Source organism: Phenylobacterium sp. (assembly GCF_030681155.1).
In the GTDB taxonomy this organism is placed as follows: Bacteria; Pseudomonadota; Alphaproteobacteria; order Caulobacterales; family Caulobacteraceae; genus Phenylobacterium.
Window position 1 is genome coordinate 41491 of record NZ_JAUXXE010000024.1, and the last position, 23000, is coordinate 64490.

General features: G+C 67.1%; 23 protein-coding genes. 11 read left to right on the forward strand and 12 right to left on the reverse strand.

The annotated features are described in order from the left end of the window. Nucleotides 1-8 precede the first annotated feature (8 nt). Nucleotides 9-1154 (forward strand): epoxide hydrolase family protein, encoded by a 1146-nt coding sequence (locus Q8M13_RS05655; RefSeq protein WP_305298806.1) that lies wholly within the window; start codon nt 9-11, stop codon nt 1152-1154. On the opposite strand, the gene Q8M13_RS05660 is transcribed toward Q8M13_RS05655, so the two are convergent. Then, the gene (locus Q8M13_RS05660; protein WP_305298808.1) at nt 1151-3469 is read right to left on the reverse strand and encodes an ATP-binding protein; all 2319 of its coding nucleotides are present in this window, start codon (nt 3467-3469) and stop codon (nt 1151-1153) included. The genes Q8M13_RS05655 and Q8M13_RS05660 overlap by 4 nt on opposite strands. Nucleotides 3470-3566: 97 nt before the next feature. Between Q8M13_RS05660 and Q8M13_RS05665 the strand changes: the two genes are divergently transcribed. Further along, nucleotides 3567-4577, forward strand: coding sequence for a low specificity L-threonine aldolase (locus tag Q8M13_RS05665; protein WP_305298810.1), 1011 nt, complete (start codon nt 3567-3569; stop codon nt 4575-4577). Nucleotides 4578-4610: 33 nt separating this feature from the next. Here the strand turns inward: Q8M13_RS05665 and Q8M13_RS05670 are convergent, their stop codons facing one another. The 4 genes from Q8M13_RS05670 to Q8M13_RS05685 form a co-directional block, all read right to left on the reverse strand. Continuing rightward, complete coding sequence (locus Q8M13_RS05670) at nt 4611-5606, reverse strand: nitronate monooxygenase family protein (protein ID WP_305298811.1); 996 nt, start codon at nt 5604-5606, stop codon at nt 4611-4613. Between the two features lie 74 nt (nt 5607-5680). Then, entirely contained in the window at nt 5681-6643 is a 963-nt protein-coding gene (locus tag Q8M13_RS05675; protein WP_305298813.1) for an acetyl-CoA carboxylase carboxyltransferase subunit alpha, read from the reverse strand. A 92-nt stretch (nt 6644-6735) separates the two neighbouring features. Then, a complete protein-coding gene (locus Q8M13_RS05680) occupies nt 6736-7647 on the reverse strand; it encodes a site-specific tyrosine recombinase XerD (RefSeq protein WP_305298815.1) in 912 nt (303 codons plus the stop codon). After that, nucleotides 7644-8945 (reverse strand): hypothetical protein, encoded by a 1302-nt coding sequence (locus tag Q8M13_RS05685; RefSeq protein WP_305298817.1) that lies wholly within the window; start codon nt 8943-8945, stop codon nt 7644-7646. The genes Q8M13_RS05680 and Q8M13_RS05685 overlap by 4 nt, the downstream gene beginning before the upstream one ends. Nucleotides 8946-9014: 69 nt before the next feature. Between Q8M13_RS05685 and Q8M13_RS05690 the strand changes: the two genes are divergently transcribed. The 4 genes from Q8M13_RS05690 to Q8M13_RS05705 all read left to right on the forward strand — a co-directional run bounded on the left by Q8M13_RS05690 (nt 9015) and on the right by Q8M13_RS05705 (nt 12523). Then, complete coding sequence (locus tag Q8M13_RS05690; RefSeq protein WP_305298818.1) at nt 9015-9563, forward strand: shikimate kinase; 549 nt, start codon at nt 9015-9017, stop codon at nt 9561-9563. Then, on the forward strand, nt 9560-10672 hold the full coding sequence (gene aroB / locus Q8M13_RS05695; RefSeq protein ID WP_305298820.1) for a 3-dehydroquinate synthase: 1113 nt from the start codon (nt 9560-9562) through the stop codon (nt 10670-10672). The genes Q8M13_RS05690 and aroB overlap by 4 nt, the downstream gene beginning before the upstream one ends. Nucleotides 10673-10674: 2 nt before the next feature. Further along, on the forward strand, nt 10675-11958 hold the full coding sequence (locus Q8M13_RS05700; protein ID WP_305298837.1) for an HlyC/CorC family transporter: 1284 nt from the start codon (nt 10675-10677) through the stop codon (nt 11956-11958). Nucleotides 11959-12145: 187 nt separating this feature from the next. Further along, entirely contained in the window at nt 12146-12523 is a 378-nt protein-coding gene (locus Q8M13_RS05705; protein WP_305298822.1) for a response regulator, read from the forward strand. Here Q8M13_RS05705 and Q8M13_RS05710 read toward each other — a convergent pair. From Q8M13_RS05710 to Q8M13_RS05725, 4 genes are all read right to left on the reverse strand, one after another. Further along, on the reverse strand, nt 12520-14784 hold the full coding sequence (locus tag Q8M13_RS05710; protein ID WP_305298823.1) for a xanthine dehydrogenase family protein molybdopterin-binding subunit: 2265 nt from the start codon (nt 14782-14784) through the stop codon (nt 12520-12522). The genes Q8M13_RS05705 and Q8M13_RS05710 overlap by 4 nt on opposite strands. Then, complete coding sequence (locus Q8M13_RS05715; RefSeq protein ID WP_305298825.1) at nt 14781-15734, reverse strand: xanthine dehydrogenase family protein subunit M; 954 nt, start codon at nt 15732-15734, stop codon at nt 14781-14783. The genes Q8M13_RS05710 and Q8M13_RS05715 overlap by 4 nt, the downstream gene beginning before the upstream one ends. Next, entirely contained in the window at nt 15731-16237 is a 507-nt protein-coding gene (locus tag Q8M13_RS05720; RefSeq protein WP_305298827.1) for a 2Fe-2S iron-sulfur cluster-binding protein, read from the reverse strand. Before Q8M13_RS05720 ends, Q8M13_RS05715 begins: the two co-directional genes overlap by 4 nt. Nucleotides 16238-16333: 96 nt before the next feature. Continuing rightward, entirely contained in the window at nt 16334-16609 is a 276-nt protein-coding gene (locus Q8M13_RS05725; protein ID WP_305298838.1) for a BolA family transcriptional regulator, read from the reverse strand. A gap of 52 nt (nt 16610-16661) precedes the next feature. On the opposite strand from Q8M13_RS05725, the gene Q8M13_RS05730 reads away from it, so the two are divergent. Continuing rightward, complete coding sequence (locus Q8M13_RS05730) at nt 16662-17315, forward strand: J domain-containing protein (protein WP_305298829.1); 654 nt, start codon at nt 16662-16664, stop codon at nt 17313-17315. Here Q8M13_RS05730 and Q8M13_RS05735 read toward each other — a convergent pair. Together Q8M13_RS05735 and Q8M13_RS05740 are read right to left on the reverse strand one after the other, a co-directional pair. Further along, on the reverse strand, nt 17312-17950 hold the full coding sequence (locus Q8M13_RS05735; RefSeq protein ID WP_305298830.1) for a 1-acyl-sn-glycerol-3-phosphate acyltransferase: 639 nt from the start codon (nt 17948-17950) through the stop codon (nt 17312-17314). The genes Q8M13_RS05730 and Q8M13_RS05735 overlap by 4 nt on opposite strands. Continuing rightward, nucleotides 17950-18948, reverse strand: a complete 999-nt coding sequence (locus Q8M13_RS05740; RefSeq protein WP_305298831.1) for a phosphatidate cytidylyltransferase — start codon at nt 18946-18948, stop codon at nt 17950-17952. Before Q8M13_RS05740 ends, Q8M13_RS05735 begins: the two co-directional genes overlap by 1 nt. Nucleotides 18949-19050: 102 nt before the next feature. Here Q8M13_RS05740 and Q8M13_RS05745 point away from each other — a divergent pair, with 102 nt between their 5' ends. Both Q8M13_RS05745 and Q8M13_RS05750 read left to right on the forward strand, forming a co-directional pair. Next, nucleotides 19051-19449: a hypothetical protein gene (locus Q8M13_RS05745; protein ID WP_305298832.1), complete on the forward strand. Its 399-nt coding sequence runs from the start codon at nt 19051-19053 to the stop codon at nt 19447-19449. Then, nucleotides 19446-20117, forward strand: coding sequence for a CDP-alcohol phosphatidyltransferase family protein (locus tag Q8M13_RS05750; RefSeq protein ID WP_305298833.1), 672 nt, complete (start codon nt 19446-19448; stop codon nt 20115-20117). The genes Q8M13_RS05745 and Q8M13_RS05750 overlap by 4 nt, the downstream gene beginning before the upstream one ends. Before the next feature lie 32 nt (nt 20118-20149). Here the strand turns inward: Q8M13_RS05750 and Q8M13_RS05755 are convergent, their stop codons facing one another. Beyond that, nucleotides 20150-21019 (reverse strand): TauD/TfdA family dioxygenase, encoded by an 870-nt coding sequence (locus Q8M13_RS05755; RefSeq protein ID WP_305298834.1) that lies wholly within the window; start codon nt 21017-21019, stop codon nt 20150-20152. Nucleotides 21020-21166: 147 nt separating this feature from the next. Here Q8M13_RS05755 and Q8M13_RS05760 point away from each other — a divergent pair, with 147 nt between their 5' ends. Beyond that, nucleotides 21167-22177: an AraC family transcriptional regulator gene (locus tag Q8M13_RS05760; protein ID WP_305298835.1), complete on the forward strand. Its 1011-nt coding sequence runs from the start codon at nt 21167-21169 to the stop codon at nt 22175-22177. An 84-nt stretch (nt 22178-22261) separates the two neighbouring features. Then, nucleotides 22262-23000: AAA family ATPase (locus tag Q8M13_RS05765; RefSeq protein ID WP_305298836.1), on the forward strand; the 739-nt coding region annotated here is incomplete at its 3' end.

Sequence of the window (23000 nt, forward strand, 5' to 3'; positions counted from 1 at the left end):
AGCGCGCAATGGTTCAACCGTTTGAGGTCAAGTGGAGTGAAGCCTCCGTCCAGGCGGTGTTGGATCAAGTGAGGGCCTATCCCTGGCCGCCGATCCCGGAGGTTCCGGACGGCTGGGCCTATGGCTGCGACGCCGGCTATCTGAAGGACCTCTGCGCGCACTGGACCGAGACTTATGACTGGCGCTCGGCGGTGGCCGACCTCAACCGCTTTCCGCAGTTCACCGCCCGTGTGGAGGACTACGATCTGCACTTCCTGCACGTGGTCGGCGAGGCCGGCGGCAAGCGGCCGCTGATCCTGACGCATGGGTGGCCCGGCTCGCACTACGAGTTCTGGGACAGCATCGAGAAGCTGGCCTTCCCCTCGCGCTTCGGCGGCCGAGCCGAAGATGCCTTCGACCTGGTGATCCCGTCCCTGCCCGGCTTTGGCTTCTCGTCCAAGCCAAAGCGCCCGATCGGCCAGCGCACCACCGCCCGGCTGTTCAACACCCTGATGACGCAGGTGCTGGGCTATGAGCGCTATCTCGCTCAGGGCGGCGACTGGGGCGCGATGGTCACCTCCTGGCTTGGCCACGACCACGGCCAGCACGTCCGCGCCATCCACCTGAACATGATGGGCTTCCGCCCGCACGGCGGCCCCAAGACCGAGGCCGAGATCGCCTGGATGACCCGCCAGGGCGCCATGATGGACGTCATGGGCGCCTATTTCCGGCTGCAGGCCTCCAAGCCGCAGTCGCTGGCGTGGATGGGCGCGGGCAATCCGGTCGGCCAGGCCGCCTGGATCGCCGAGCGTTTCCACGACTGGTCCGACCTGCGCGAGAAGCCCTTCGACGAGGCCCACCCCAAGGACCGGCTGCTGACCAACATCATGCTCTATGTGATGACCGACAGTTTCGCGACCGGCGCCTGGTACTATCGCGGCCTGCTCGAAGAAGGCGGCGTGGCGTTCGCGGAGGGCGAGCGCTGCGAAACCCCGACCGCCTTCGCCAACTTCCCCGGCGAGCCGCTCTATACCGCTCCGCCCCGGTCCTGGGCCGACCGCGCCTACAATATCAGCCGTTGGACCGAGCAGCCGCGTGGCGGCCATTTCGCGGCGATGGAAGAACCGGACCTATTCGTCGCCGATGTGCAGGCCTGGGGCGCGGAGGCCGGCTAGGCAGCCTCCTCCATCACCGCCTGGATCGCGCCGATCAGCCGTTCGAGTTCGAGCGGCTTGGGCACCAGCACGTCCATGCCGGCCGAGGTGTACTCCGCCGCATGATGGGCCATGGCGTTGGCGGTCAGGGCGATGATCGGGGTCCGCCGCAGGCCCTCGGCTTCCTCACGCTCGCGGATCCAGCGGGCGGCGGTCGGACCGTCCATCACCGGCATCTGGACATCCATCAGGATGACGTCCCACTCCTGCTCGGCGGCGGCGTCGCAAGCGGCCTGACCGTCATTGACGCACCGAACCTCGACGCCGAGCTGGGCCATCAAGGTCTTAAGGACCAACTGGTTCATCGGGTTATCTTCCGCCGCCAGGATGCGGAGATCGCCTGACGGGGCCGTGATCTCCATCGACACGCTGGCCGGCAGCGCCCCTTCGGCCCGAGACAGGGGCAGGCGGACGGTGAAGGTCGACCCTTCCCCCACGCTTGACACCACACCGACCTCGCCGCCCATCAATGTCGCCAGCTCCCGACAGATGGCGAGGCCCAGGCCCGAGCCGCCGTAGCGCCGCGTGGTGGACGCATCCTCCTGCACAAACTTATGAAACAGCGATCCCAGGCGGTCCTCGGCGATGCCGGGACCGGTGTCCGCAACCTCGAACACCAAGGCTCCGCCCTCGCGGCGCACGGCCACCCTGACCTCCCCGCGAGCGGTGAACTTCACCGCGTTGGAAACAAGATTGTAGACGACCTGCCGCACGCGGGTCGGGTCGCCCCGCCAGAGGCCGAGCGCCTTGGGCGACACGGCCAAATGGAATGACACATCCTTGTCGCTGGCCAGGGTCGTGAAAGTGGCCTGCACGCCGGTCATCAGCGACTCGATGTCGATCAGCCCGTCTTCCAGCTCCAGGCGACCCGCTTCGATCCGCGACAGGTCCAGCAGGTCGTTCAATAGCGCCAGCAGGGTCTCGCCGGCTTGGCGCACGACGGTCAGGCGTTCGCGCTGGCGGTCAGACAGCTCGTCGCGCGCCATGGCCTGGGCCATGCCCAGCACCCCGTTCAAGGGCGTGCGGATCTCGTGGCTCATCGTCGCCAGGAAGGCGGACTTCGCTGCATTGGCGGCGTTGGCGTCGTCGCGGGCTCGCTTCAGCGAGACGTTCAGCGCCTTAAGCCGCTTCTCCGAGCGTTTCAGGTCGTCGATTGATTGGGTGATGACCACGCAGCGCACCGGTCCGGCCCCCTGGAAACGGGCGGCGGTCAGCCGAAACCACTCCCCGCTCCGCGACTGGTAGGCGTAGGCGAAGGTGTCCGCGCCGCCGGCCAGCACTCGTTTCACACCTCTGGTCAGCGACTTGCCCCGTCCGCCCGGCAAACGATCGAACACCTCGAAGAGATTGCGGCCCATCGGATAGACGTCGGCCTGCGCGACCTCCGCGCCCAGCTTCCTGAACGCCGAATTGGCGGCGATGATCGCGCCGGTCTCGTCGATGACCGTGAGCAGGGCCGCCAGCCCATCGATCACGCCACGGCCAAAGCGCTCGGATTCGCGCAGCTCGGCCACGGCTTCGCGCTGGGCGGTGACGTCCTGGCTGGCGCCGTGCAGCGCCACGCAACGCCCGTCGACCATGCGCGGTTCACCCATGACCCGCAGCCAGATCCGCTCTCCCGACCCGGTGATGGCCGGGGCCTCGAAATCAATGCGCTCGCCCGTTTTGATGGCCTGGCCGATGTGGGCCTGCACAGCCTCCTGCACCTCGGGAGCGTAGACATTGAGGGTGTCTAAGGCCCCTTCCACGACATACGGGCGGCCGAGCAAGTCGGCGAGCTCGGGGCTCCACCGGACGACCTGCTGAACGACGTCGACCTCCCAGGCGCCCAGTCTGGCGAGCCTTCCAACCGCCTTTAGCGCCACCGAGGTGGAGTTCAACCGGTTGCGGTCATTCCGCGCGGCGGTGATGTCGGCCTGGATGGCCATGAAGCCGTCCAGTTCTCCCCGGGCCGAGAAGGTCGGGCGGACATCCAAATCCAGCCAGAAGCGGCGCCCGTCCTTGGCGCAGTTGAAAACTTCCACCCGAAAGCCCTCGCCGGCTGCAACGCAGGCCGACATCATCGCGATGGTCGCAGGATCGGTTTCGGGGCATTGCAGCAGCGCGCCCGGCGTGCGGCCAGCGGCCTCGGCCAAATCAAAGCCGGTCATGGCGGTGAAGCCGTCATTGACCCAGTCGATCCGGCCCGATGCGTCACAGAGGACAATGGCGTGCGGCGTCAAGCGCGCCACGTTCGCCAGCCTCGCAGTCAGGTCCTCAGCCTCGGCGCCTCGCATCACGTTCCCCCTAGGGAAAGGATGAGGCGCCCCGATGAAGAAAGCACGAAATTACGGACTTCGTCGGCCCGACGACGCGTTCTAGAATCCAAAAGACATGGCTCGCTACGATTTCGCATCCGACAACACCGCCCCGGCCGCTCCTGAAGCGATCGAGGCCCTGATCGCCGCCAACACAGGCTTCACGCCCGGATATGGTTCCGACGCCATTAGCGCGCGGGCCGCCGATGCAGTGCGCGGCCTGCTGGACGCCGACGCCGAGGTTCGATTTGTCGCCTCCGGTACCGCGGCCAACGCCATCGCCCTGTCGGCCCTGTGCCGACCGTTCGAGGCGGTGCTGGCCCATGAGCACGCGCACGTCTGCACCGACGAGACCGGCGCGCCGGGCTTTTTTGGTCAAGGGATCGGCCTTATCGGCCTGACCGGCGCCTCGGGACGTATCGATCCGAAGGCGCTGACGGCGCCCCTGGCCGAACCCGATGTCGCCCACCGCCAACCCTTGGCGGCGATGTCGCTGACCAACGCCACCGAGTACGGCACGGTCTATTCCCGCGAGACCCTTTCCGCCCTGATCGCGCCCGCCAGGGCCAAGGGGCTGGGCGTTCACCTGGACGGCGCACGCCTGGCCAACGCGGCGGCGGCGGGCTTTGACCTCAAGGACATCCAGCCGCTGGGCGTCGACATCCTGGTGGTCGGCGGCACCAAGGCCGGCATGACCCCGACTGAGGCGGTGGTGATCTTCGATCGCAAGCTGGCCCGGCGGTTCGACGCACGCCTGAAACAGGCCGGCCAACTTCCCTCCAAGGGTCGCTTCTACGCCGCCCCGTTCATCGGGATGCTGGAGAGCGGCGCCTTTGTCGAGCGCGCCGCCCACGCCAACGCCATGGCCCAGCGCTTGTCGAAGCTGACGCCCTTCCCCGTGCGCCACCCGGTGGAGGCCAATGCGGTGTTCGTGGAGATGGACGATGAGACGCTCGGCCGCCTACATGCGGCGGGCTGGTTCGTCTACCGGTTCCTGGACGGTTCGGTCCGCTTCATGTGCTCTTGGGCGACGACGCCGCAGGCGGTCGACGAGCTTGGCGGTGTGTTGGCCGAGATCAGCCGCTGACCGAAGCCAGCGGCTGAGGAAGACAGGCCTAGCCTAGGCCGGGACCGCTTGCTTGGTGGGTGCAAAGCGCGCCAGGCGGCCGTGGATCAATTCTTCGGCTTCACGGACGATGCGGTGGATCAGTTCCTCGCACGACGGCACGTCGTGGATCAGGCCTTGGATCTGACCGGCCGACCAGATGCCGGCGTCATTGTCGCCCACTTCGTAGACGTTGCGGCCGCGAGAGCCGGCCACCAGCTCACGGACATCCTCGAACTTGGCGCCCTGACGCTCAAGCGCCACGACCTGCTGGCTGACGGCGTTGCGGGCCACCCGGCTGGTGTTGTGCATGGTGCGGAAGATCAGGTCGGTGGCGCGTTCATCGTTGGCGACGATCTGCTGCTTGATGGCCTCGTGGATCGGGCTTTCCTTGGTCGCCATGAAGCGGGTGCCCATGTTGATGCCCTCGGCGCCCAGCGCCAGGGCCGCGACCAGGCCGCGCGCATCGCCAAAGCCGCCTGAGGCGATCATCGGAATCTTGATCTTGTCAGCGGCCGCCGGGATCAGGATCAGGCCGGGAACGTCATCCTCGCCTGGGTGACCGGCGCATTCGAAGCCGTCGATCGAGATGGCGTCCACGCCCATCCGCTCGGCCGACAGGCCGTGGCGGACCGAGGTGCACTTATGGATGACGATGACGCCGTGCTTCTTGAATTCTTCGACGTGCTCGGCGGGCTTGTTGCCGGCCGTCTCAACGATCTTGATGCCGGAATCGATGATCGCCTGGCGGTATTCCGCATAGGGCGGCGGGGTGATGGCCGGCAGGATGGTCAGGTTCACGCCGAACGGCTTGTCGGTCAGGGTCCGGCAGCGGGCGATTTCCTCGCGCAGCTTTTCCGGCGTCGGCTGGGTCAGGGCGGTGATGAAGCCCAGGCCGCCCGCGTTGGCCACGGCGGCCACGAGCTCGGCCCGACCGACCCATTGCATGCCGCCCTGCACGATCGGATGTTCGACGCCCACGAGCTCGGTGAAACGGGTCTTCAAGGCCATGGCGCCCTCCCAAACGGTTGTTTGGAAGACAATGAACCCGCAGACGCAGGGTCAGGCAAGCCGTTAGATGGGCGCTATTGCAGTCCGCTGCGGCCGATGGCGTAGAAGCGGTCGGCCCGCTGTTTGCGCAGTTGATCGGGGGTGAGGTTGCTTAGGCCTTCGAGCTCTTGTTCGACGGCGTCGCCCACAGATTTGATCGTGGCTTCCTTGTCGGAATGAGCGCCGCCGATCGGCTCGGGGATGATCCGGTCGACGATCTTGACGCCCAGCAGGTCCTGGGCCGCGACCTTCATGGCCTTGGCCGCTTCTTCGGCCGTGCGCGCGCCACGCCATAGGATCGAGTTGGCGCCCTCAGGGGTGATCACCGAATAGATAGCGTGCTCGAGCATCAGCACTCGGTTGCCGGCGGCCATGGCGATGGCCCCGCCCGATCCGCCTTCGCCGGTCACAACGGCCACCATCGGCACGCCGAGCATCAGGCAAGTTTCCGTCGAGCGCGCGATGGCCTCGGCCACGCCGCGCTCTTCCGAACCGATGCCGGGATAGGCGCCGGGCGTGTCCACAAAGCTGATCACCGGCAGATTGAACCGCTCGGCGAGCTCCATCAGCCGGATAGCCTTGCGGTAGCCCTCAGGCCGAGCGTAACCAAAATTGTGCTTCACGCGGGAAACGGTGTCGCGCCCACGCTCGTGGCCGATCACCACCACCGGCTGGCCGCGGAACCGGCCCAAGCCGCCCATGATCGCCTGGTCGTCGGCGAACCGGCGGTCGCCGCGCAGTTCAACGAACTCGTCGATCAGGCCGCTGACATAGTCGACGAAGTGGGGCCGCTCGGGATGGCGCGCCACCTGGGTCTTCTGCCAGGCGTCGAGCTTGGAATAGGCCTGGCGGCGAACTTCCTGGGCGCGGGACCGCAACGCCTCGATCTCGGCGTCCAGAGCGCCCGAGCCGGTGGTTTCGGAAAGTTTCGACAACTCCTCGATCTTCGCTTCGAGGTCGGCGATCGGGCGCTCGAACTCGAGATAGTGTGCGGCCATACGAGGAATCTTCTCTGCGTTCCGTTTGCGGAAGGGGGAAATTAGGCGCGAACCTTGCGCCTAACAAGTGCGAGGAGCAGCCGGGTGGTCGATCAGCGCTTCTTGGCGAGCGGGTGTTTGGTGTCCATCACCTCGCGAAGCCGCTCCCCAGCGACGTGGGTGTAGATCTGGGTCGTCGAGATATCGGCGTGTCCGAGCAGCTTTTGCACCACCCGTAAATCGGCGCCGCCTTCCAACAGATGCGTTGCGAAAGCGTGACGCAGGACGTGGGGACTGACCCTGGCCGGATCGATGCCGGCGTCGGCGGCCGCCTCGTCCAGCAGTTGAGCGAAGCGACGCGGCGTCAGGCGGCCGGACTTGCCGTGCGAAGGGAACAGCCACGGATTAGCGGCGTCGCCCTTGGGCAGGAAAGCCTTGCGCGCCTCCAGATAGGCCTTCACCGCCGCGCGCGCCGCATCGTTGAGTGGGGCCAGCCGTTCCTTCCCGCCCTTGCCCTTGACGATCAGATAGGCCGGATCCTTGGCCAGGACCGAAAGCGGCAGGGCGGTTAGCTCCGAGATCCGCAGGCCCGAGGCGTAGGCGAGCTCAACCATGCAGCCAAGCCTCAGGCCCTGGCCGCCGTCTCGCGCCGATGCAGCAGCGATGATGCGGTCGACCTCGTCTCGGCTCAGCACCTTTGGCAGCGGCCTGCCTTTTTTCGGCGCCTCGACGCGGCGGGAGGGATCGTCCGCCCGCCATCCCTCGCCCAGCACGAAGCGGTAAAACTGGCGGACAGCGGCGCGGCGGCGAGCCGCAGTGGCGGGCGACAGGCCCCGATCACTCAGGGCGTTGAAATAGGCTTCGACGTCCTCCGCCGAGGCTTGGGCCAGGCCGTTGCTGCGCGACGCCAGAAAGGCCTGGGCGTCGGCGAGATCCTTCCCATAGGCGGTCAGGGTGTTCTTGGCCGAGGCGCGCTCGACCGACATCATCTCAAGAAAGGCTTCGACCCAGCCGGCACCGCTCATCGTTGCGCCAGCAGGCCTTCGACCGCGAAGGCGCGGGCGTCCTCCTCAAGGCCTGAAGCCTTCAGGGCGCGAATGATCCGGGCGCGATCGCCGACGGGAGGCCCAGCGGCGCCGGCGTCGGCCGACAGCCAGAGAGCCAGCATGGCGGTCTCGCCCTGCAGTTTGGCGTCCCCTGCGAGATCGAGCGCCGTGGCCTTGGCCACGGTCGCCTTGCCCGGCTCGACGGCGCTGAACTTGGCGAATTCGCCGCGGGTATGGGCGGTCATCGGAGCGTCCAGGGCCGAGAGAAGGACGGCGGCGTTCTGCATCTTGGTCCGGCTCTTGGCGTCAGACACCGATCCGCGCTCGACCAGGCGATCCAGGGTCGGGCCGTCAGGCTTGCCGGACGCCGCCGCGATCAGAGCGTCGAGCAAGGCAAGGTCATTGGCCGCAATGCCCTCGGCGGTCAGGCCGCCGCGTTGGACTTTCGCGCCGGCCAGATCGCCCGCGGCCACGGCCGCCATGGCGGTTCGCACCGGATCGGATCCGTCGATGGTCCAGGTCGCGAGGCCAGGCTCGCTGGGCCGCAAGGCTGCGGCGACCGCTGGCGATGGCTGGGCGGCGGCCACGTCGAGCCCGAGGCTGCGGGACAGGGCGTAATCCAAACCATTGCGGGCCGAGGCCGCGCCGGGATCGCCCCCGCCCGCGAGCTTGGCGCTCATCAGCCGGCCGAAGGTCGCGTCACGCCCCTGGCCCTGGGCCAGATCGAAGGTGAGTTGCGCCGCGCCGGCCTGACCGCCGCGCAATTGGCAATAGGCCCGCAGGCGCAGCCAGTAGATGTCCTCGCGTCCGCTCACCAGGCTCTCGGCGATATCGCAGGCGCGCTCGTCGGCGCCCGACAGCAACGCCGCCTCGGCCCCGGCCTGGGCCAGCACAGGGCTGCGCTCCAGATTGGCGGTTCGCGACAGGATCACGCCTGCGTCCTTAACCGCGCCCGTGGCGATCAAGGCGTTGATGCGAGCGCCAGCCATCTCCGGGTCCTGACCAGCGCCGTCCGGCCCGCTGGCGGCCGTGGCGAGCACGCGCCGGGCCAGGGCCTGGGCCGCTGGCGACAGCGGCTTGGCGGCGATCAACGGGATGACGGTCCTGGCGGTCTGTGCTGACGATCCGGCCCACAGCTCGGGTCCAAGACCAGTGTCTCGCGCGCCGTTGGAAAAGAAATCGGGCGCGCTCAATGTCGCCACCTCGATCGGCTGAGCGCCAGCGGCGGTTGCGAAAGCAAGAGCGCCAAGCGCCGTACTGAGAAGTCCCCGGCCCATCATCCCCTCGTCTTGCACCATCCGCGAAATTGGCGCGAATGACTTTGCTCGTGTAGACCTTCGCCGTTCATGGACCGTTACACACCGCTACGCGCCCGCACCATCACCCTCGTCGGCCTGATGGGGGTCGGAAAATCAAGTGTCGGCCGCCGGCTCGCCAACGCGCTCGAGCTGCCTTTCAAGGACGCCGACGTCGAGATCGAAGCCGCCGCAGGGCGCTCCATTCCCGAAATCTTCGCCAGCCTGGGCGAGCCAGCCTTCCGTGAGGGAGAGCGCCGGGTGATCACCCGGTTGCTGGAAGATCCGCCCCACGTCCTGGCGACCGGCGGCGGCGCCTTCATCACCCCTGAGACCCGCGCCCTGATCAAGGAACGCTCGATCTCAGTCTGGCTCAAGGCCGACCTCGAGGTGCTGGTGCGCCGGGTGGGCCGCAAGGACAACCGCCCGCTGATCACCGGCAAGGATCCGCTGGAGGTCCTGACCGATCTGGCGGCCGTCCGCTATCCGATCTACGCCGAGGCCGATGTGACGGTCGAAACCGGCGACACCGCCCACCATGTCACGGTCGATCAGGTGATCCAGGCGCTGACCACATACCTGCAGGGACAAAATCCATGAGCCGCACTGTCCGCGTCGGACTGGCCGAGCGCGCCTATGACGTCGTGGTCGGCGAGGCCCTGCTGGACCGGGCCGGAACCCTGATCGCCCCGTTCTTCAAGAACATGCGGACCGCCATCATCAGCGACGCCACGGTCTGGGCCCTGCATGGCGAGCGGTTGACCGCCGCCCTGGCCGCGGCAGGCATCGCGTCAAGCGCCATTGTCGTGCCGCCGGGCGAGCCGTCGAAGAGCTGGGAAGGCCTTGCCGACGTCTCGGACCAGCTGCTGGAGCTGGAGCTTGATCGCGGCGACGTCATCATCGCCTTTGGCGGCGGGGTGGTCGGCGATCTCGCGGGGTTCGCGGCGGCCATCTACAAGCGCGGCATCGACTTCATCCAGATCCCGACCACCCTGCTGGCTCAGGTCGACTCCTCGGTCGGCGGCAAGACCGCCATCGACACCGCGCGCGGCAAGAACCTGATCGGCGCCTTCCATCAGCCGAAACTGGTGCTGGCCGACCTCGACGTCCTGGCCACGCTGCCCGACCGCGAGATGCGGGCCGGTTACGCCGAGATCATCAAGTACGGCCTGCTCGGCGACTTCGCCTTCTTCGAGTGGCTGGAAGCCAACGGCCAGGCCGTGCTGGCCCGCGAGCCGGACGCCCTGGCCTATGCGGTCGCCCGCTCAATCGAGATGAAGGCCGAGATCGTCGTCGAGGACGAGAAGGAGGCTGGGCGCCGCGCGTTGCTGAACCTTGGCCACACCTTCGGCCACGCCCTCGAAGCCGAGACCGGCTACGGCGAAGCGCTGCTGCACGGCGAGGCCGTGGCCGCCGGCTCGGCCATCGCCTTCCGGTTCTCGGCGGCTCAAGGCCTTTGCGACAGCCAGGACGCCCAGCGCGCCGAGGCCGCCATCGCCGCCGTCGGCCTGCCAACCCGCCTGACGGCGGTGTCCTCAGGCCAGTTCGGAGCCGACCAGTTGGTTCGCCACATGGGCCAGGACAAGAAGGCCGAGGGCGGCAAGCTGACCTTCATCCTCGCCCGCGCGCTCGGCGACACCTTCGTCGCCAAGGACGTGAGCGCGCAAGCCGTGCGGGACTTCCTGGTCTCCGAAGGGGCGCTTCCGTGACGATCGTCGCCGTCCTCGCCGGTCTCGCGCCGGCGCTGGTCGTTCTCCTAAGTCTCTCAGGCCTGATCTCGGCGGCCGAAACCTCGATGACCGCCGCCAGCCGCGGCCGGATGCACCAGCTCGAACGCGAAGGCGACCGAGCGGCCAAGCGCATCAACAAGATGATGGCCGATCAGGAGAAGATGATCGGCGCCATCCTGCTGTCGAACAACGTCATCAATATCGGCGCCTCGGCCCTCACCACCGTGGCCCTGTCGGCGGTGTTTCCGGGTCCGGTCGGGGCGCTGATGGCCACCGCCATCATGACCGTCCTGATCGTGATCTTCAGCGAGATCCTGCCCAAGACCCTGGCCATCGCCCGCGCTGACGACGTGGCCCGCGCCCTGTCGGTGCCGACCTATTGGGTTGTGCGGATCTTCGGCCCACTGGCCAACGGGGCCCAGTGGGTCGTGCGCCACACCTTGCGCCCGTTCGGCATCAAGCTGTCGATGGAGACGGACGTGCTGGCGGCTCACGAGGAGATCCGCGGCGCGGTGGAGTACCACCATTCCGAAGGCCTGGTGGAAAGCCGCGAACGCCACATGCTGGGCGGGGTGCTGGACCTATCGGAGATGGATGTGACGCAGGTGATGGTCCATCGGCGCTCGATCTCGATGCTGGACGCCGACCTGCCGGCCCGCGAACTGGTCGCCGAGATGCTGGAAACTGGCCACAGCCGGGTGCCGCTCTATCGCGACGAGCCTGAAAACGTCATCGGCATCCTCCACGCCAAGGACCTGCTGGCGTCCCTGGCCGCCTGCGGCGGGGCGGTGGACAAGCTGGACATCCCAGGTATCGCCCGCGAGCCGTGGTTCATTCCCGAGACCACCAGCCTGAAGGACCAACTCGGCGCCTTCCTGAAACGCCAGGCCCACTTCGCTCTCGTGGTGGATGAATATGGCGCCCTGCAAGGGCTGATCACCCTGGAGGACATCCTCGAGGAGATCGTCGGGGAGATTGAAGACGAACACGACAAGGCCCTGGAGGGCGTCCGCCGCCAGACCGACGGCTCGGTCGTCGTCGACGGCTGGGTCGCCATCCGCGACTTGAACCGCGCGCTGGACTGGGACTTGCCGGACGACGACGCGGTGACGGTGGCAGGCCTGGTGATCCACGAGGCCCAGACCATCCCCAAGGTCGGCCAGACCTGGACCTTCCACGGCCATAGATTCCAGGTTGTGAAACGCGAGCGGAACCAGATCACCGCCTTGCGAGTTTCACCGCGCCAAGAAATCGCGAGTGACTAGAAGAGTCGACAATCCGACAGACAACCGCCGTTCAACAACGTCTTTTGAACGCTGAAGCTCCCGCATCACGGGAGTTTGCCGAACGGCGTTCTCCAGATAACTCGCTGTAGGCGAGAAACTGCACTATGGTCTATCTCGCGTTTCCGTTCGAACCACAGTTTTCCTTACAGGATTTGGAACTTCCAGAATGACGGGACTACCCGACCTTGCCGGCCTCCGCGTTCTCGTCGTGGAAGACGAGATGATGGTCTCGATGCTGATCGAGGACATGCTGGAAGACCTTGGCTGCACGGTCGTCGGCCCCGCCTCGCGTCTGGACGAAGCCATCGAGCTGGCGAACACCGCCGAACTCGACTGCGCTGTTCTCGACGTGAACCTGGGCGGGCAGCCGATTTTCCCGCTGGCCGATCTGCTGCGCGCTAAGGGCGCGCCCTTCGCTTTCGCCACCGGCTACGGTGACGCGGGTCTCCGGGAAGCCGATCGCGGCTCCCCGGTCCTGCAAAAGCCCTTCCGTGAAGGCGACCTCGCCCGGATCCTGGGCGAGCTTCGCCTTCGGGTCGGCTAGAGCCCCACCGCCAGCATCCCCTCGAGGACCTTCTCCGGCGTCATCGGATAGTCGCGCAGACGCACGCCGGTGGCGTTGTAGATGGCGTTGGCCACCGCCGCCCCGGCCCCGCAGATGCCCAGTTCGCCGACGCCCTTGATCCCCATCGGATTGGCCTTGTCGTCAGCCTCGTCGAGGAAGATGGCGTCCAGGTCGACGATGTCGGCATGGGCGGGCACCAGATAGCCGGCCATGTCCTGGTTGATGAACGAGCCATAGCGGGCGTCCACGACGTTGCTCTCGGTCAAGGCCGTTCCCACGCCCCAGATCATGCCGCCGGTGATCTGGCTGCGTGCGGTCTTGGCGTTAAGGATGCGGCCGGCGGCGAACACCCCGAACATCTTCCGCATACGGACTTCACCGGTGACAGTGTCCACGCCGACCTCGGCGAAGTGGGCGCCGTAGGTGTGCTGGGAATAGTCGCGGGCGTCGGCGGCGGGCGAGATCGAGCCCTCCACATAGACGCCCTCAGGCGCGGCCCGGGCGACCAGGGCCGCCAGGGTCTCGCTGCGGTTTTCGATGGCGATGTTGCCGTTTTCGAAGGTCACATACTCAGCCGGCCCGCCGTAGAGCGGCGAGTTGGGGTCGCCGACCGCCAGCTCGGTGAGCGCCTTGCGAAGGTTCATACCGGCCTCGTAGGCGGCCGACCCGGCCGTGGCCGCGCCGAACTGACCGCCCGATCCAGGGGCTGGAGGGAAGTTCGAATCCCCCATCTCGACCTTCACCTGTTCCATCGGCACGCCCATGGTTTCGGCGGTGATCTGTGCAAGGATCGTATAGGTGCCGGTGCCGATGTCGGTCATCCCCTGGCGCAGGGTGATGGTCCCATCAGCGTCGATGCGAACCCCCGCCTTGGCCGGCAGCAGGAAGTTGCCGCGAATGGCCGCCGCCATGCCCATGCCGACCAGCCAGCGGCCATCGCGAACCTGGCCCGGCTTTGGATTGCGACGCTCCCACCCGAAGCGGGCGGCGCCGTCGCGCATGCACTGGACCAATTGGCGGACGGAGAACGGCTTGCCGGTTTCCGGATCCACGTCCGGCTCGTTGCGGATGCGCAGCTCGATCGGATCGAGGCCGAGCTTCTCGGCCAGTTCGTCCATCGCGCATTCCAGGCTTAGCATGCCCGGGGCTTCGCCCGGCGCGCGCATCGGCCCGGCGCCCGGCAGGTCCATCTTCACCAGCCGGTGCCCGGTCAGGCGATTTGGGGCGGCGTAGAGGTTGCGCGAGAAATTGGCCGCGTGCTCGGTGAAGATCGCGTTGCGGGCGCAGTGGGTAATCGCCTCGACCGCGAAAGCCGTCAGCCGCCCGTCAGGCTGGGCGCCCAACCGAACCCGCATGCTGACCGCGGGACGGTGGATAGTGCCGTGGAACATCTGCTGGCGGGTGTAGGCGAGCTTGACCGGCTGGCCCAAGGCGCGAGCCGCCAGCGCCGATAGGATCAGGTCGTCATAGGCCTGCCCCTTCCCGCCGAAGCCTCCGCCGATGTAGCGCGTCAGCAGGTGGACGTGATCTGAGGGGATTGCGAGCGTTTCGGCCAGGGCGTGCTGTCCGCCCTTCACCATCTGGATCGAGGTGTGGACCGTGACCTTGTCCCCATCCCACCAGGCGGTGGTGGCGCAGGGCTCCATCTGCACGTGGTTCTGGACCGGGCTTTCGTAGGTCTCATCGACCGTCACCGGCGCAGCGGCGAAGGCGGCGGGGAAGTCGCCGATATGGACGTCCTCCTCACCCGGCGGCTGGTCGGCCTGGTCGAAGCTGGCGACGAAATCGACCACGCCTTGCTCAGCGGCGTACTCGATCTCGATCAGGTTCGCTGCGGCCCGGGCGTTCTCAAACGTGTCAGCGACCACAAAGGCGACGGTCTGGCCGAAATTCTCGATCCGGTCGCTGGCCAACGCCGGGTTCGACGGTCGCTGGCTGCGGGGATTGGCCCGCGTGCCGCGCGGCGCCTGGGCCGGCGCGTTCAGGTGGCTCCAAACCAGCAGCACGCCAGGCGAGGCCTCGGCGGCGGAGGTGTCGATACGGGTGATCCTGCCCTTGGCGATCGAGGCGGTGGCCATGTAGCCGATGGCCGGGCGCGAGGGCGCCTCGACCTCGTAGGCGTAGGGCGCCGAGCCGGTGACCTTCAGTCGCCCCTCATAGCGATCGACGCCCTTGCCGATCAGGCCGCCGCGATTTTCGGTGATGGGGTTGGGCGCAGCCCAATCCTTGACGGAGCTCATGCGACCCTCCGGGTCTTGGACTCTTCGATGGCGGCGGCGGCCAGACGGCCGACCAGCGTGATCTTCAGGGCGTTGTGGTCGTTGCGGTCGGCCTTGGACAGCTCGGCTTCAGCGGCCTCGGCCGGCGAGGCCCCCGACGAGAGCGCATCCTCGGTATGGGCGGCGCGCCAGGGCTTGTGGGCCACGGCGCCGAAAGCCACCCGGCCGCCCGCCACCGCCACGCTGGCGATGCCGTGAGCGTAGGAAGCACGGCCGCGAACCTTGCGGTAGACCTGACCGCCCTCAGGCGGCGGCGGCACCAGCACGGCGGTGATCAACTCGCCAGGCGCGAGATCGGTCTCCACCTGCGGGGTGTCGCCCGGCAGACGATGCAGATCCTGGACGGCCAGGGTGCGCGATGCGCCAGTGGGCGTCAGGGTCTCGACGCTGGCGCCCAAGGCGGTCAGGGCCACGGCCATGTCGGAGGGATGGGTGGCGATGCAGGCCTTGCTGGCGCCGAAGATGGCGTCGTGCGCGCCGTGCACGCCCTCCAGGGCGCTGCAGCCGGAGCCGGGCTGGCGCTTATTGCAGGGCTTGGTGGTGTCGTAGAAATACGCGCACCGGGTCCGCTGGAGCAGATTGCCCGCCGTCGTCGCCTTATTGCGAAGTTGACCCGAGGCGCCTGAGACCAGGGCCCGCACCAGCACAGGATACAGCTCTCGCACCCGAGGATGGGCGGCGAGCTTGCTATTCACCATCGCCCCGCCGATCCGCAGGCCGCCATTGACCTCCTCGACGCCGGCGAACGGCAGTCGGCCGACATCGACCAGATGGGTCGGCCGCTCGATGTCCAACTTCATCAAATCAAGCAGATTGGTGCCGCCAGCCAGGAACTTGGCCCCAGGGTTCTCCGCGACCGCCTTTACGGCGGATAGAGCGTCGGGCGCGCGTTCGTAGGTAAAGGGTCTCATGCGGCGCCTCCCGCGACGCTGCGGATGGCCGCTACGATCTGGGGATAGGCCGAGCAGCGGCAGATGTTTCCGCTCATCCGCTCGCGGATCTCGGCCTCGCTCAGGTCGACTATCGCCGCGACGTCCTCCATCACCTGGCTTGGCCAACCGTCGGCGGCTTCCTGCAACATGCCAACTGCCGAACAGATCTGGCCCGGCGTGCAGTACCCGCACTGGAAGGCGTCATTTTCCAGAAACGCCTGCTGCACCGGATGCAGGTTCTCGGCCGTGCCCAGCCCCTCGATGGTCGTGACCTGGTCGCCGTCGTGCATCGCCAGCAGCGAAAGACAGGAATTGATCCGCGCTCCGTTCACCAGCACCGTACAGGCGCCGCACTGACCGTGATCGCACCCTTTCTTCGAGCCGATCAGCCCAAGATGCTCGCGCAAGGCGTCCAACAAGGTTGTGCGCGAATCGACGTCGAGCGTCCGCGCCGTTCCGTTAACCGTGATCGTCGTCTTCAAAATCTCGCCTCCCCAGGCGTGAGCGCTCACACACTTGTTGGTCAGCCCCTTACGAAACGCGTGCTGAACCTGTCTGATCCGCGGTGTCTTAGCTTCCTAGCTATCTTCGCCGGGCGCCAGCGCCTTGATGGACAGCGCATGGACCGGTCCGGCGAGTTCGTCGGAAAGTGCCTTGTAAATCAGTCTTTGGCGCACCACCTTCGACGTTCCGGCGAAGGCTTGAGCCTCAATTAGTACGTTAAAATGGCTCTCTCCGCCTGGTGTCGCGCCCGCGTGACCGGCATGCCGGTCGGAGTCGTCTTGGACTTCCAGGCGGGTGGGCGAGAACGCCGCAGTGAGCTTGTCGTGGATGGTCTCAAATATGGCGCCCATCGGCTTCATGTTCAATTCTTGAAAGCGAACTCAGGAACCTCATACTTGGGCCATGGCCGGCGCGTTTCAATACAAGCCTAAGTTCGTCGATATCCGGGTGCGTCCCCCCTCCTCCGAGGAGGCCACGCAGACGGACGACGTCTATGCGCTCAAGCCCGGTGAACGGGCCTGCGACAACCCGGGGTGCCGGGCTGCGGCGACGGCGCGCGCGCCGAAATCGCGCGACATGCTGAACGAACACTACTGGTTCTGCCAACCGCACGCGGCGGAGTACAACAAGCAGTGGAACTTCTTCGCCGGCATGAGCGAAGGCGAGGTGCGTCAGCGCCAGGCGCAAAGCGCGGCCGGCGATCGCCCGACCTGGCAATTCAAGGCCAGCAAGTTTTCACGCGAGGCCGCTGCGGCCGCGCATGGCTTCGGCAAGGGCGAGGGCTATAGCGACCCGTTCAGCCTGTTCGGCGGCGGTCAACGCCCCAAGCCCAGTCCGGAAGCCGCCAACGCCCGGCGCATCGGCAAGATCGAACGCAACGCCCTGGCCGACCTCGACCTCGACGAGGACGCCGACGGCCCCACCATCCGCGCCCGCTATATCGAGCTGGTGAAGCGCTGCCACCCGGACTCCAACGGCGGAGACCGCTCGGCCGAGCACAAGCTGCAGCGCGTGATCAAAGCCTATCAGTCGCTGAAGAAAGCGAAGATGGCCTAGGCCCAGCGCTGGGGCGGGGCCTTGGCGTGAAGTTCCTCCATGCGCTGGCGCAGTTCGGTCATGAACGTCGTCTTGTCGCCCTGCCAATGCAAAGGCTCGCCGACCAGCACCGTGCAGTTCATCGGCACGGGAACGACGCCACCCTTGGGCAGCACGCGGCCTGCCCCCTGTAGCCAGACCGGAATGACCGGCGCCTCAGGGACGTCGGCGGCCAGCCGGGCGACGCCGCTCTTAAAGTCCGACATCGCCTCTCCGTCGCCGCGCGTGCCTTCCGGAAAAATCAGGATGATGTCGCCGGCCTTCAGCGCCTCGCGGACCGGGGCCAGGACGTCGACGCCGGCGCCGGCCTTGTCGCGCGCCACCGGCACGATCCCGATAATGGTGTTGGAGAGCCAGCTGATCAGTCCGCCGCGCAGGAAATAGTCAGCCGCCGCCGCCGGTCGCACCCAGTCCAGCCCGCGCGACGGATAAAGCGTCAGCATCAGGATCGTGTCGACATGGCTGGCATGGTTGGCGACCAGGATGGCCGGACCCTTCAGCGGCAGCCGCTCGCGCCCAACAATATCGGCGCCGGTGAAGATGCGCGCGATCGGACGGGCGATCAGCACCAAGACAAGGCGGCGGAACAGACGCATCAGAAGTGCCCCAGGGCGAAGTAGGCGAGGATGTGGAAGTAGAGCGGGGCCGTGAAAGTCAGGCTATCGGCCCGGTCCAGCAGGCCGCCGTGGCCGGGAATGAGCGCGCTGGTGTCCTTGACCCCGATGTCGCGCTTGATGGCGCTCATGGTCACGTCGCCGGCGAAGCCCGCCACCGGCAGGAAGATCGCCAGGACCGCCAGCCCGATCCCACTGAGCGGCGTGAACACCGGCCCCACGAACCAGATCAGCAGGCCCGTGGTGAGCCAACCGCCCAAGAAGCCTTCCCAGGTCTTGTTGGGACTGACCTTGGGAACGATTTTCCGCCGGCCGAACAGCTTGCCCCAGATGTATTGGGCCACATCATTGGCCTCGGTCGCGACCAGCAGGAAGAACACCAGTCCGGCGGCCCCCGCAGGCAGCGCCTCGCTTGCCGGCGTCCGCATCAGGAAGGCGATATAGCCGAGGTTGTAGACACAGGTGACGATGGCCCAGTGGAAGGTCGCCGTCGTCGCCAGGAAGGCCCGCGTCTGGCCGATGCAGGCCATCAGGAACGGGATGATCAGGAACACATAGGTCGGGATGAACACCCGATAGAGGCCGTAGTCGTCGATGACGATGAAGAGGTAGTTGATCAACATCGCCACGAAGGCGGCCAGCACGATCAGGCGGTCTTCGCGGCGCACCGGCGCCAGCGAGAGGAACTCGCGCAGGGCGATGAACGAGACCACCAGGAACAGGGCGGTGACGGCCTGCCAGCCGATCAGCAACGCTCCGGCCAACAGGGCGATCATCACCCACCAGGACGAGATCCGCTGGCGCAGGTTGGTGAAGTCGCCAGCTGGTTTCAGCGCCGGCAGGATGGCGGTCACGGCGACCGCCAGGGTCAGGACGCCAAGCACCACGCCCAGCCCCCACAGCACCGCGGGCGACTGTCCCGCGAAAAAGGCCGTGATCGCATCCATGCCGAAGTTCCCCCGCTCGACCGCCCCGAGCATGCCGGGCCGAACTCCCCGCACGCGCGCGCCTTGACCTTAGCGTGTGTGACAGCAAGGGTCCTGCTCTTAACGAGAGGGAGCCGGTCTTCCGGCGCACACAGTTTGAGCTCGAACTTTCGGACCTTCGCCGGGTCGAGCGTCGCCCACATCGGCTTCGCGTTTCTGGCCATGGGCGGTTGGGCGCTGTTCGCCAACAGCGGCCACGGCCTGGCCGCCGCCTGGCTTCCTGCATTGTCGCAAGGCGCGCTTTCCGGCCTGATCACCCTGGTGCTTAAGCGCGCGCTGGAGGCCATGAGCGGCCGTTTCCCCGGCGTCCTCAACTACGCGCTGCCGCCTGCGATCACCGCCGGGGCGGTGCTGCTCCTGCTGGTGAGCGTTCACAAGCTCATCGGCACGCCGGAAATCCTGCGCACCATCGCTGTGCCCTGGTCGGTTTCGACCCTCTACGCCATCATCTATTCGGCCACGCTCGCGCGCGGTCAGACCAAGGCCGCCCGATGACCGACCTCACCCCGGAGAACCGCCGGCCGCTGAAGACCCGCGGAGCCTCCTGGGCCCAGGGCCTTGCCTCGGCCCTCGCCCGCGCCGGCCTCAGCCCCGACGCCATCTCGGCCGGCAGCATCCTGTTCGCCGTCGTCGGCTGCGGGCTGTTCGTGATGGCGGGAAGCGCCGCGGGCCTGACGCGCGGCGGTCTGCTGATCGGCGCCGGCGTCTGCATCCAGCTGAGGCTGGTCTGCAACCTGCTCGACGGCATGGTCGCGGTCGAGCACGGCAAGGGCGGGCCCGCCGGCCCGATCTGGAACGAATTGCCCGACCGCATTGCCGACGCCCTGTTCCTGGTCGGGGCCGGCTACTTCGCCGACCTTGCCGGCTTCAGCCTCGGCGCGCCGCTCGGCTGGGCCGCCGCGGTGCTCGCGGTGCTCACCGCCTATGTCCGCGAATTGGGCCGCGGCCTGGGCCTGCCCGCCGACTTTTCCGGCCCGATGGCCAAGCCGCATCGCATGGCGGCGCTCACCCTCACCTGCGCCATCGCCGCCCTCGAGCCGCTCTGGGGCTGGAACGGCCAGACCGTGATCTTCGGCCTGCTGATCATCGTCCTCGGCGCCGCCTGGACCGTCGCCCGACGCACGCGCACGCTCGCCGGCCGGCTCGCGGCGCGGGAAGGTTAGACCCACCAGGCGCCCATCGAACCGAAGAACGCCTAGACCGGGACATCCCCTGCGACGGTCGTGCGGTGCATGACCCGCAGATGGCCGTCATAGCCGCCGTCGGCGAAGTGCGCCGTGCAGCGGTTGTCCCACATCAACAGCATCCCCTGGCGCCACTTGTGGCGGTAGATGAACTGCTCTTGGGTCATGTGCGTATAGAGGAAGCCTAGGATCGCGTGGCTCTCCTGGAAGGTCAGTCCCTCGATGCCGACGGTGTAGGTCGGGCTGACGAACAGCGCCTTGCGGCCGGTCACCGGATGGGTGCGCACGAGCGGATGGGTCAGGCTTTTGTCGGCTTCGGCCGACACCACGATCTCCATCGTCCGCGCCTCTGTCTCCTTGGCGAAGACGCCCTGCGTGCCATAGGCGCGGGTCGCCGAATGCACTGCCTTCAGCGGCGCCAGCAGCGCTTTCATGCCGTCAGACAGCGCCTCGTAAGCCCGCGCGCAATCGGCGAAGAGCGTGTCCCCGCCGACCGGCGGCGTCACTTCCGAACGCAGCAGGGTCGCGGCCGGCGGTTCCTTCTGGAAGCTCCAGTCAGAGTGCCAGCCGGCTCCGAAGTTCTTGGCCTTCTCGTCGGGCTCGCGGCGAAGCTCCAGCACGTTGGGATGGCCCGCCATCGGCTTGATGAAAGGGTCGATCCCGAAAGGCCCAATCTGCAGGGTGAAGGCTTCCAAAGCCTCCAGCGACAGCGGCTGGTCCGGGAAAGCCACGACCGAGTGCGCAGCCCAGGCCGATTTCACCTCGGCCAAGGTCGCCGGGCTAAGCTGCTGCGAGAGATCAAGGCCGGTGATCTCGGCGCCAAAGCCGGTGGATTGGGGGGCGACGGCGATGCGGCTTGCGCCAGCGAGGGCCTGGTCCATGCGTTCCTCCATACGTCGCGCCCGTGAGTTCATGGGCTCGATCCTTGCGAACAGCTTAGCCCTCCGTGCTTGATGCGGCGCGCCGAACATTTGACTTTGCGCGCCACCAGACTTGGCTTGGGCTGACGCCTGGTCTCTAGTCGCGCGATGCGCGAGACCTCTACGATCATGGCGGTTTGGGTCAATTCCGCCCTCGACGGGCTGGTCCGGCAAGGTCTGGACCGCCAGGCGCTGACCCATGGGCTGCGCGGCTTCGAAGGCGGCGCGGCCGCGCGCGACTCCCGCGTTGACGTCGCCTCAGTCCGTCGGCTCTGGCGCCGGGCCGCCACGCTCAGCGCCGATCCGCTGCTCGGCTTCAAGGTCGGCGCGAGCCTGCCGATCCAGGCCAGCAACGTCATCACGATCCTGATGGCCCACAGTGCGACTGTGGGAGCGGGTATCGACATGTTGCTGCGCTATCAGCAACTGGTCAGCAACAGCGGCGGCTACCGGGCGGCGCGCGAAGGCGACATGCTGCGGCTGACCTATGCGCCGACGCGCGACCCGGTCGAAATCCATCGGCTGCAGGTCGAGTCCGTCCTTGCGACCATGAGCGCGCGCCGGCCAGCAGCGAGCGGGACCGCCCTACGTCCCCAACAGGTGATCCTCATGAACGCCGCGCCGGCCCCGCGCGAGACCTACGAGGCGTTTCTCGGTCTGCCGGTGACGTTCGCGGCGAACGCCGGGCTGGTGTTCGCCCTCGCCGATCTGGAACGGCCGGTGCCCGGCGCGGACCCCAGGCTGCTGGAACTGAACGCCGCCTACGCCGAGGGGCTGCTGCGCGACCAGAACCGCAGCGAGACGCTGTGCGCCCAGGTCCAGGCGGTGATCCACCGCACCGGCTTCCGCACGGCCTCAGCGCCCGCCGCCGCGGCCGAGCTTGGCCTGTCGGTTCGCAGCCTGCAGCGCCGCCTCAACGAGGCAGGGGTCAGCTTCTCGATGCTGCGCGATGAGACACGGATGCGCGAGGCGATGATCTTGCTGACGGAGTCTCGCCTGTCGCTGGCCGAACTCGCTTTGCGCCTGGGCTACTCGGAGGAAAGTGCGTTTTCTCGGGCGGTTAAGGCATGGTGGGGTCAAGGTCCCCGGGAACTACGGCGCGGCTCGGAAACCGCCTGACGTCGCGGCGCCCTCGCAACACCCCCGCCGAGCATGCAAACTGGCGTTTGCATTGCGTCCGTAACCCTGTAATCGAAGCCCGCCATGACTTCTTTCGCCAATACCCAAGACGACAAGCTGATCGCTCTGGTTCCGGACAAGAAGGTGTCGGTTCGCGACACGTTCGGAGTCGATGTGGACATGACCGTGCCCGCCTTCAGCGAGCGCGACGCCCACGTTCCGGACATCGATCTGGCCTACAAGTTCGATCCTGAAACCACGAAGGCGATCTGCGCGGGCTTCGCGTTCGACCGCCGGGTGATGGTCCAGGGCTACCACGGCACGGGCAAGTCGACCCACATCGAGCAGATCGCCGCGCGCCTCAACTGGCCGCTCATCCGCGTGAACCTCGACAGCCATGTCAGCCGGATCGACCTAGTCGGCAAGGACGCCATCGTCCTGAAGGACGGCAAGCAAGTCACCGAATTCCGCGAAGGCATCCTGCCCTGGTCGATCCAGCGCCCGGTGGCGTTGGTGTTCGACGAATACGACGCCGGCCGTCCGGACGTGATGTTCGTGATCCAGCGCATTCTGGAGGCCCAGGGCAAGCTGACCCTGCTCGACCAAAATCGCGTGATCCGACCCAATCCGTTCTTCCGCCTGTTCTCCACGACCAACACCATCGGTCTGGGCGACACGACTGGCCTCTATCACGGCACCCAGCAGATCAACCAAGGCCAGATGGACCGCTGGTCCATCGTGACGACGCTGAACTATCTGCCCCACGACGTGGAAGCCGATATCGTCCTGGCCAAGTCGCCGCACTACGACACGGCCGAGGGCA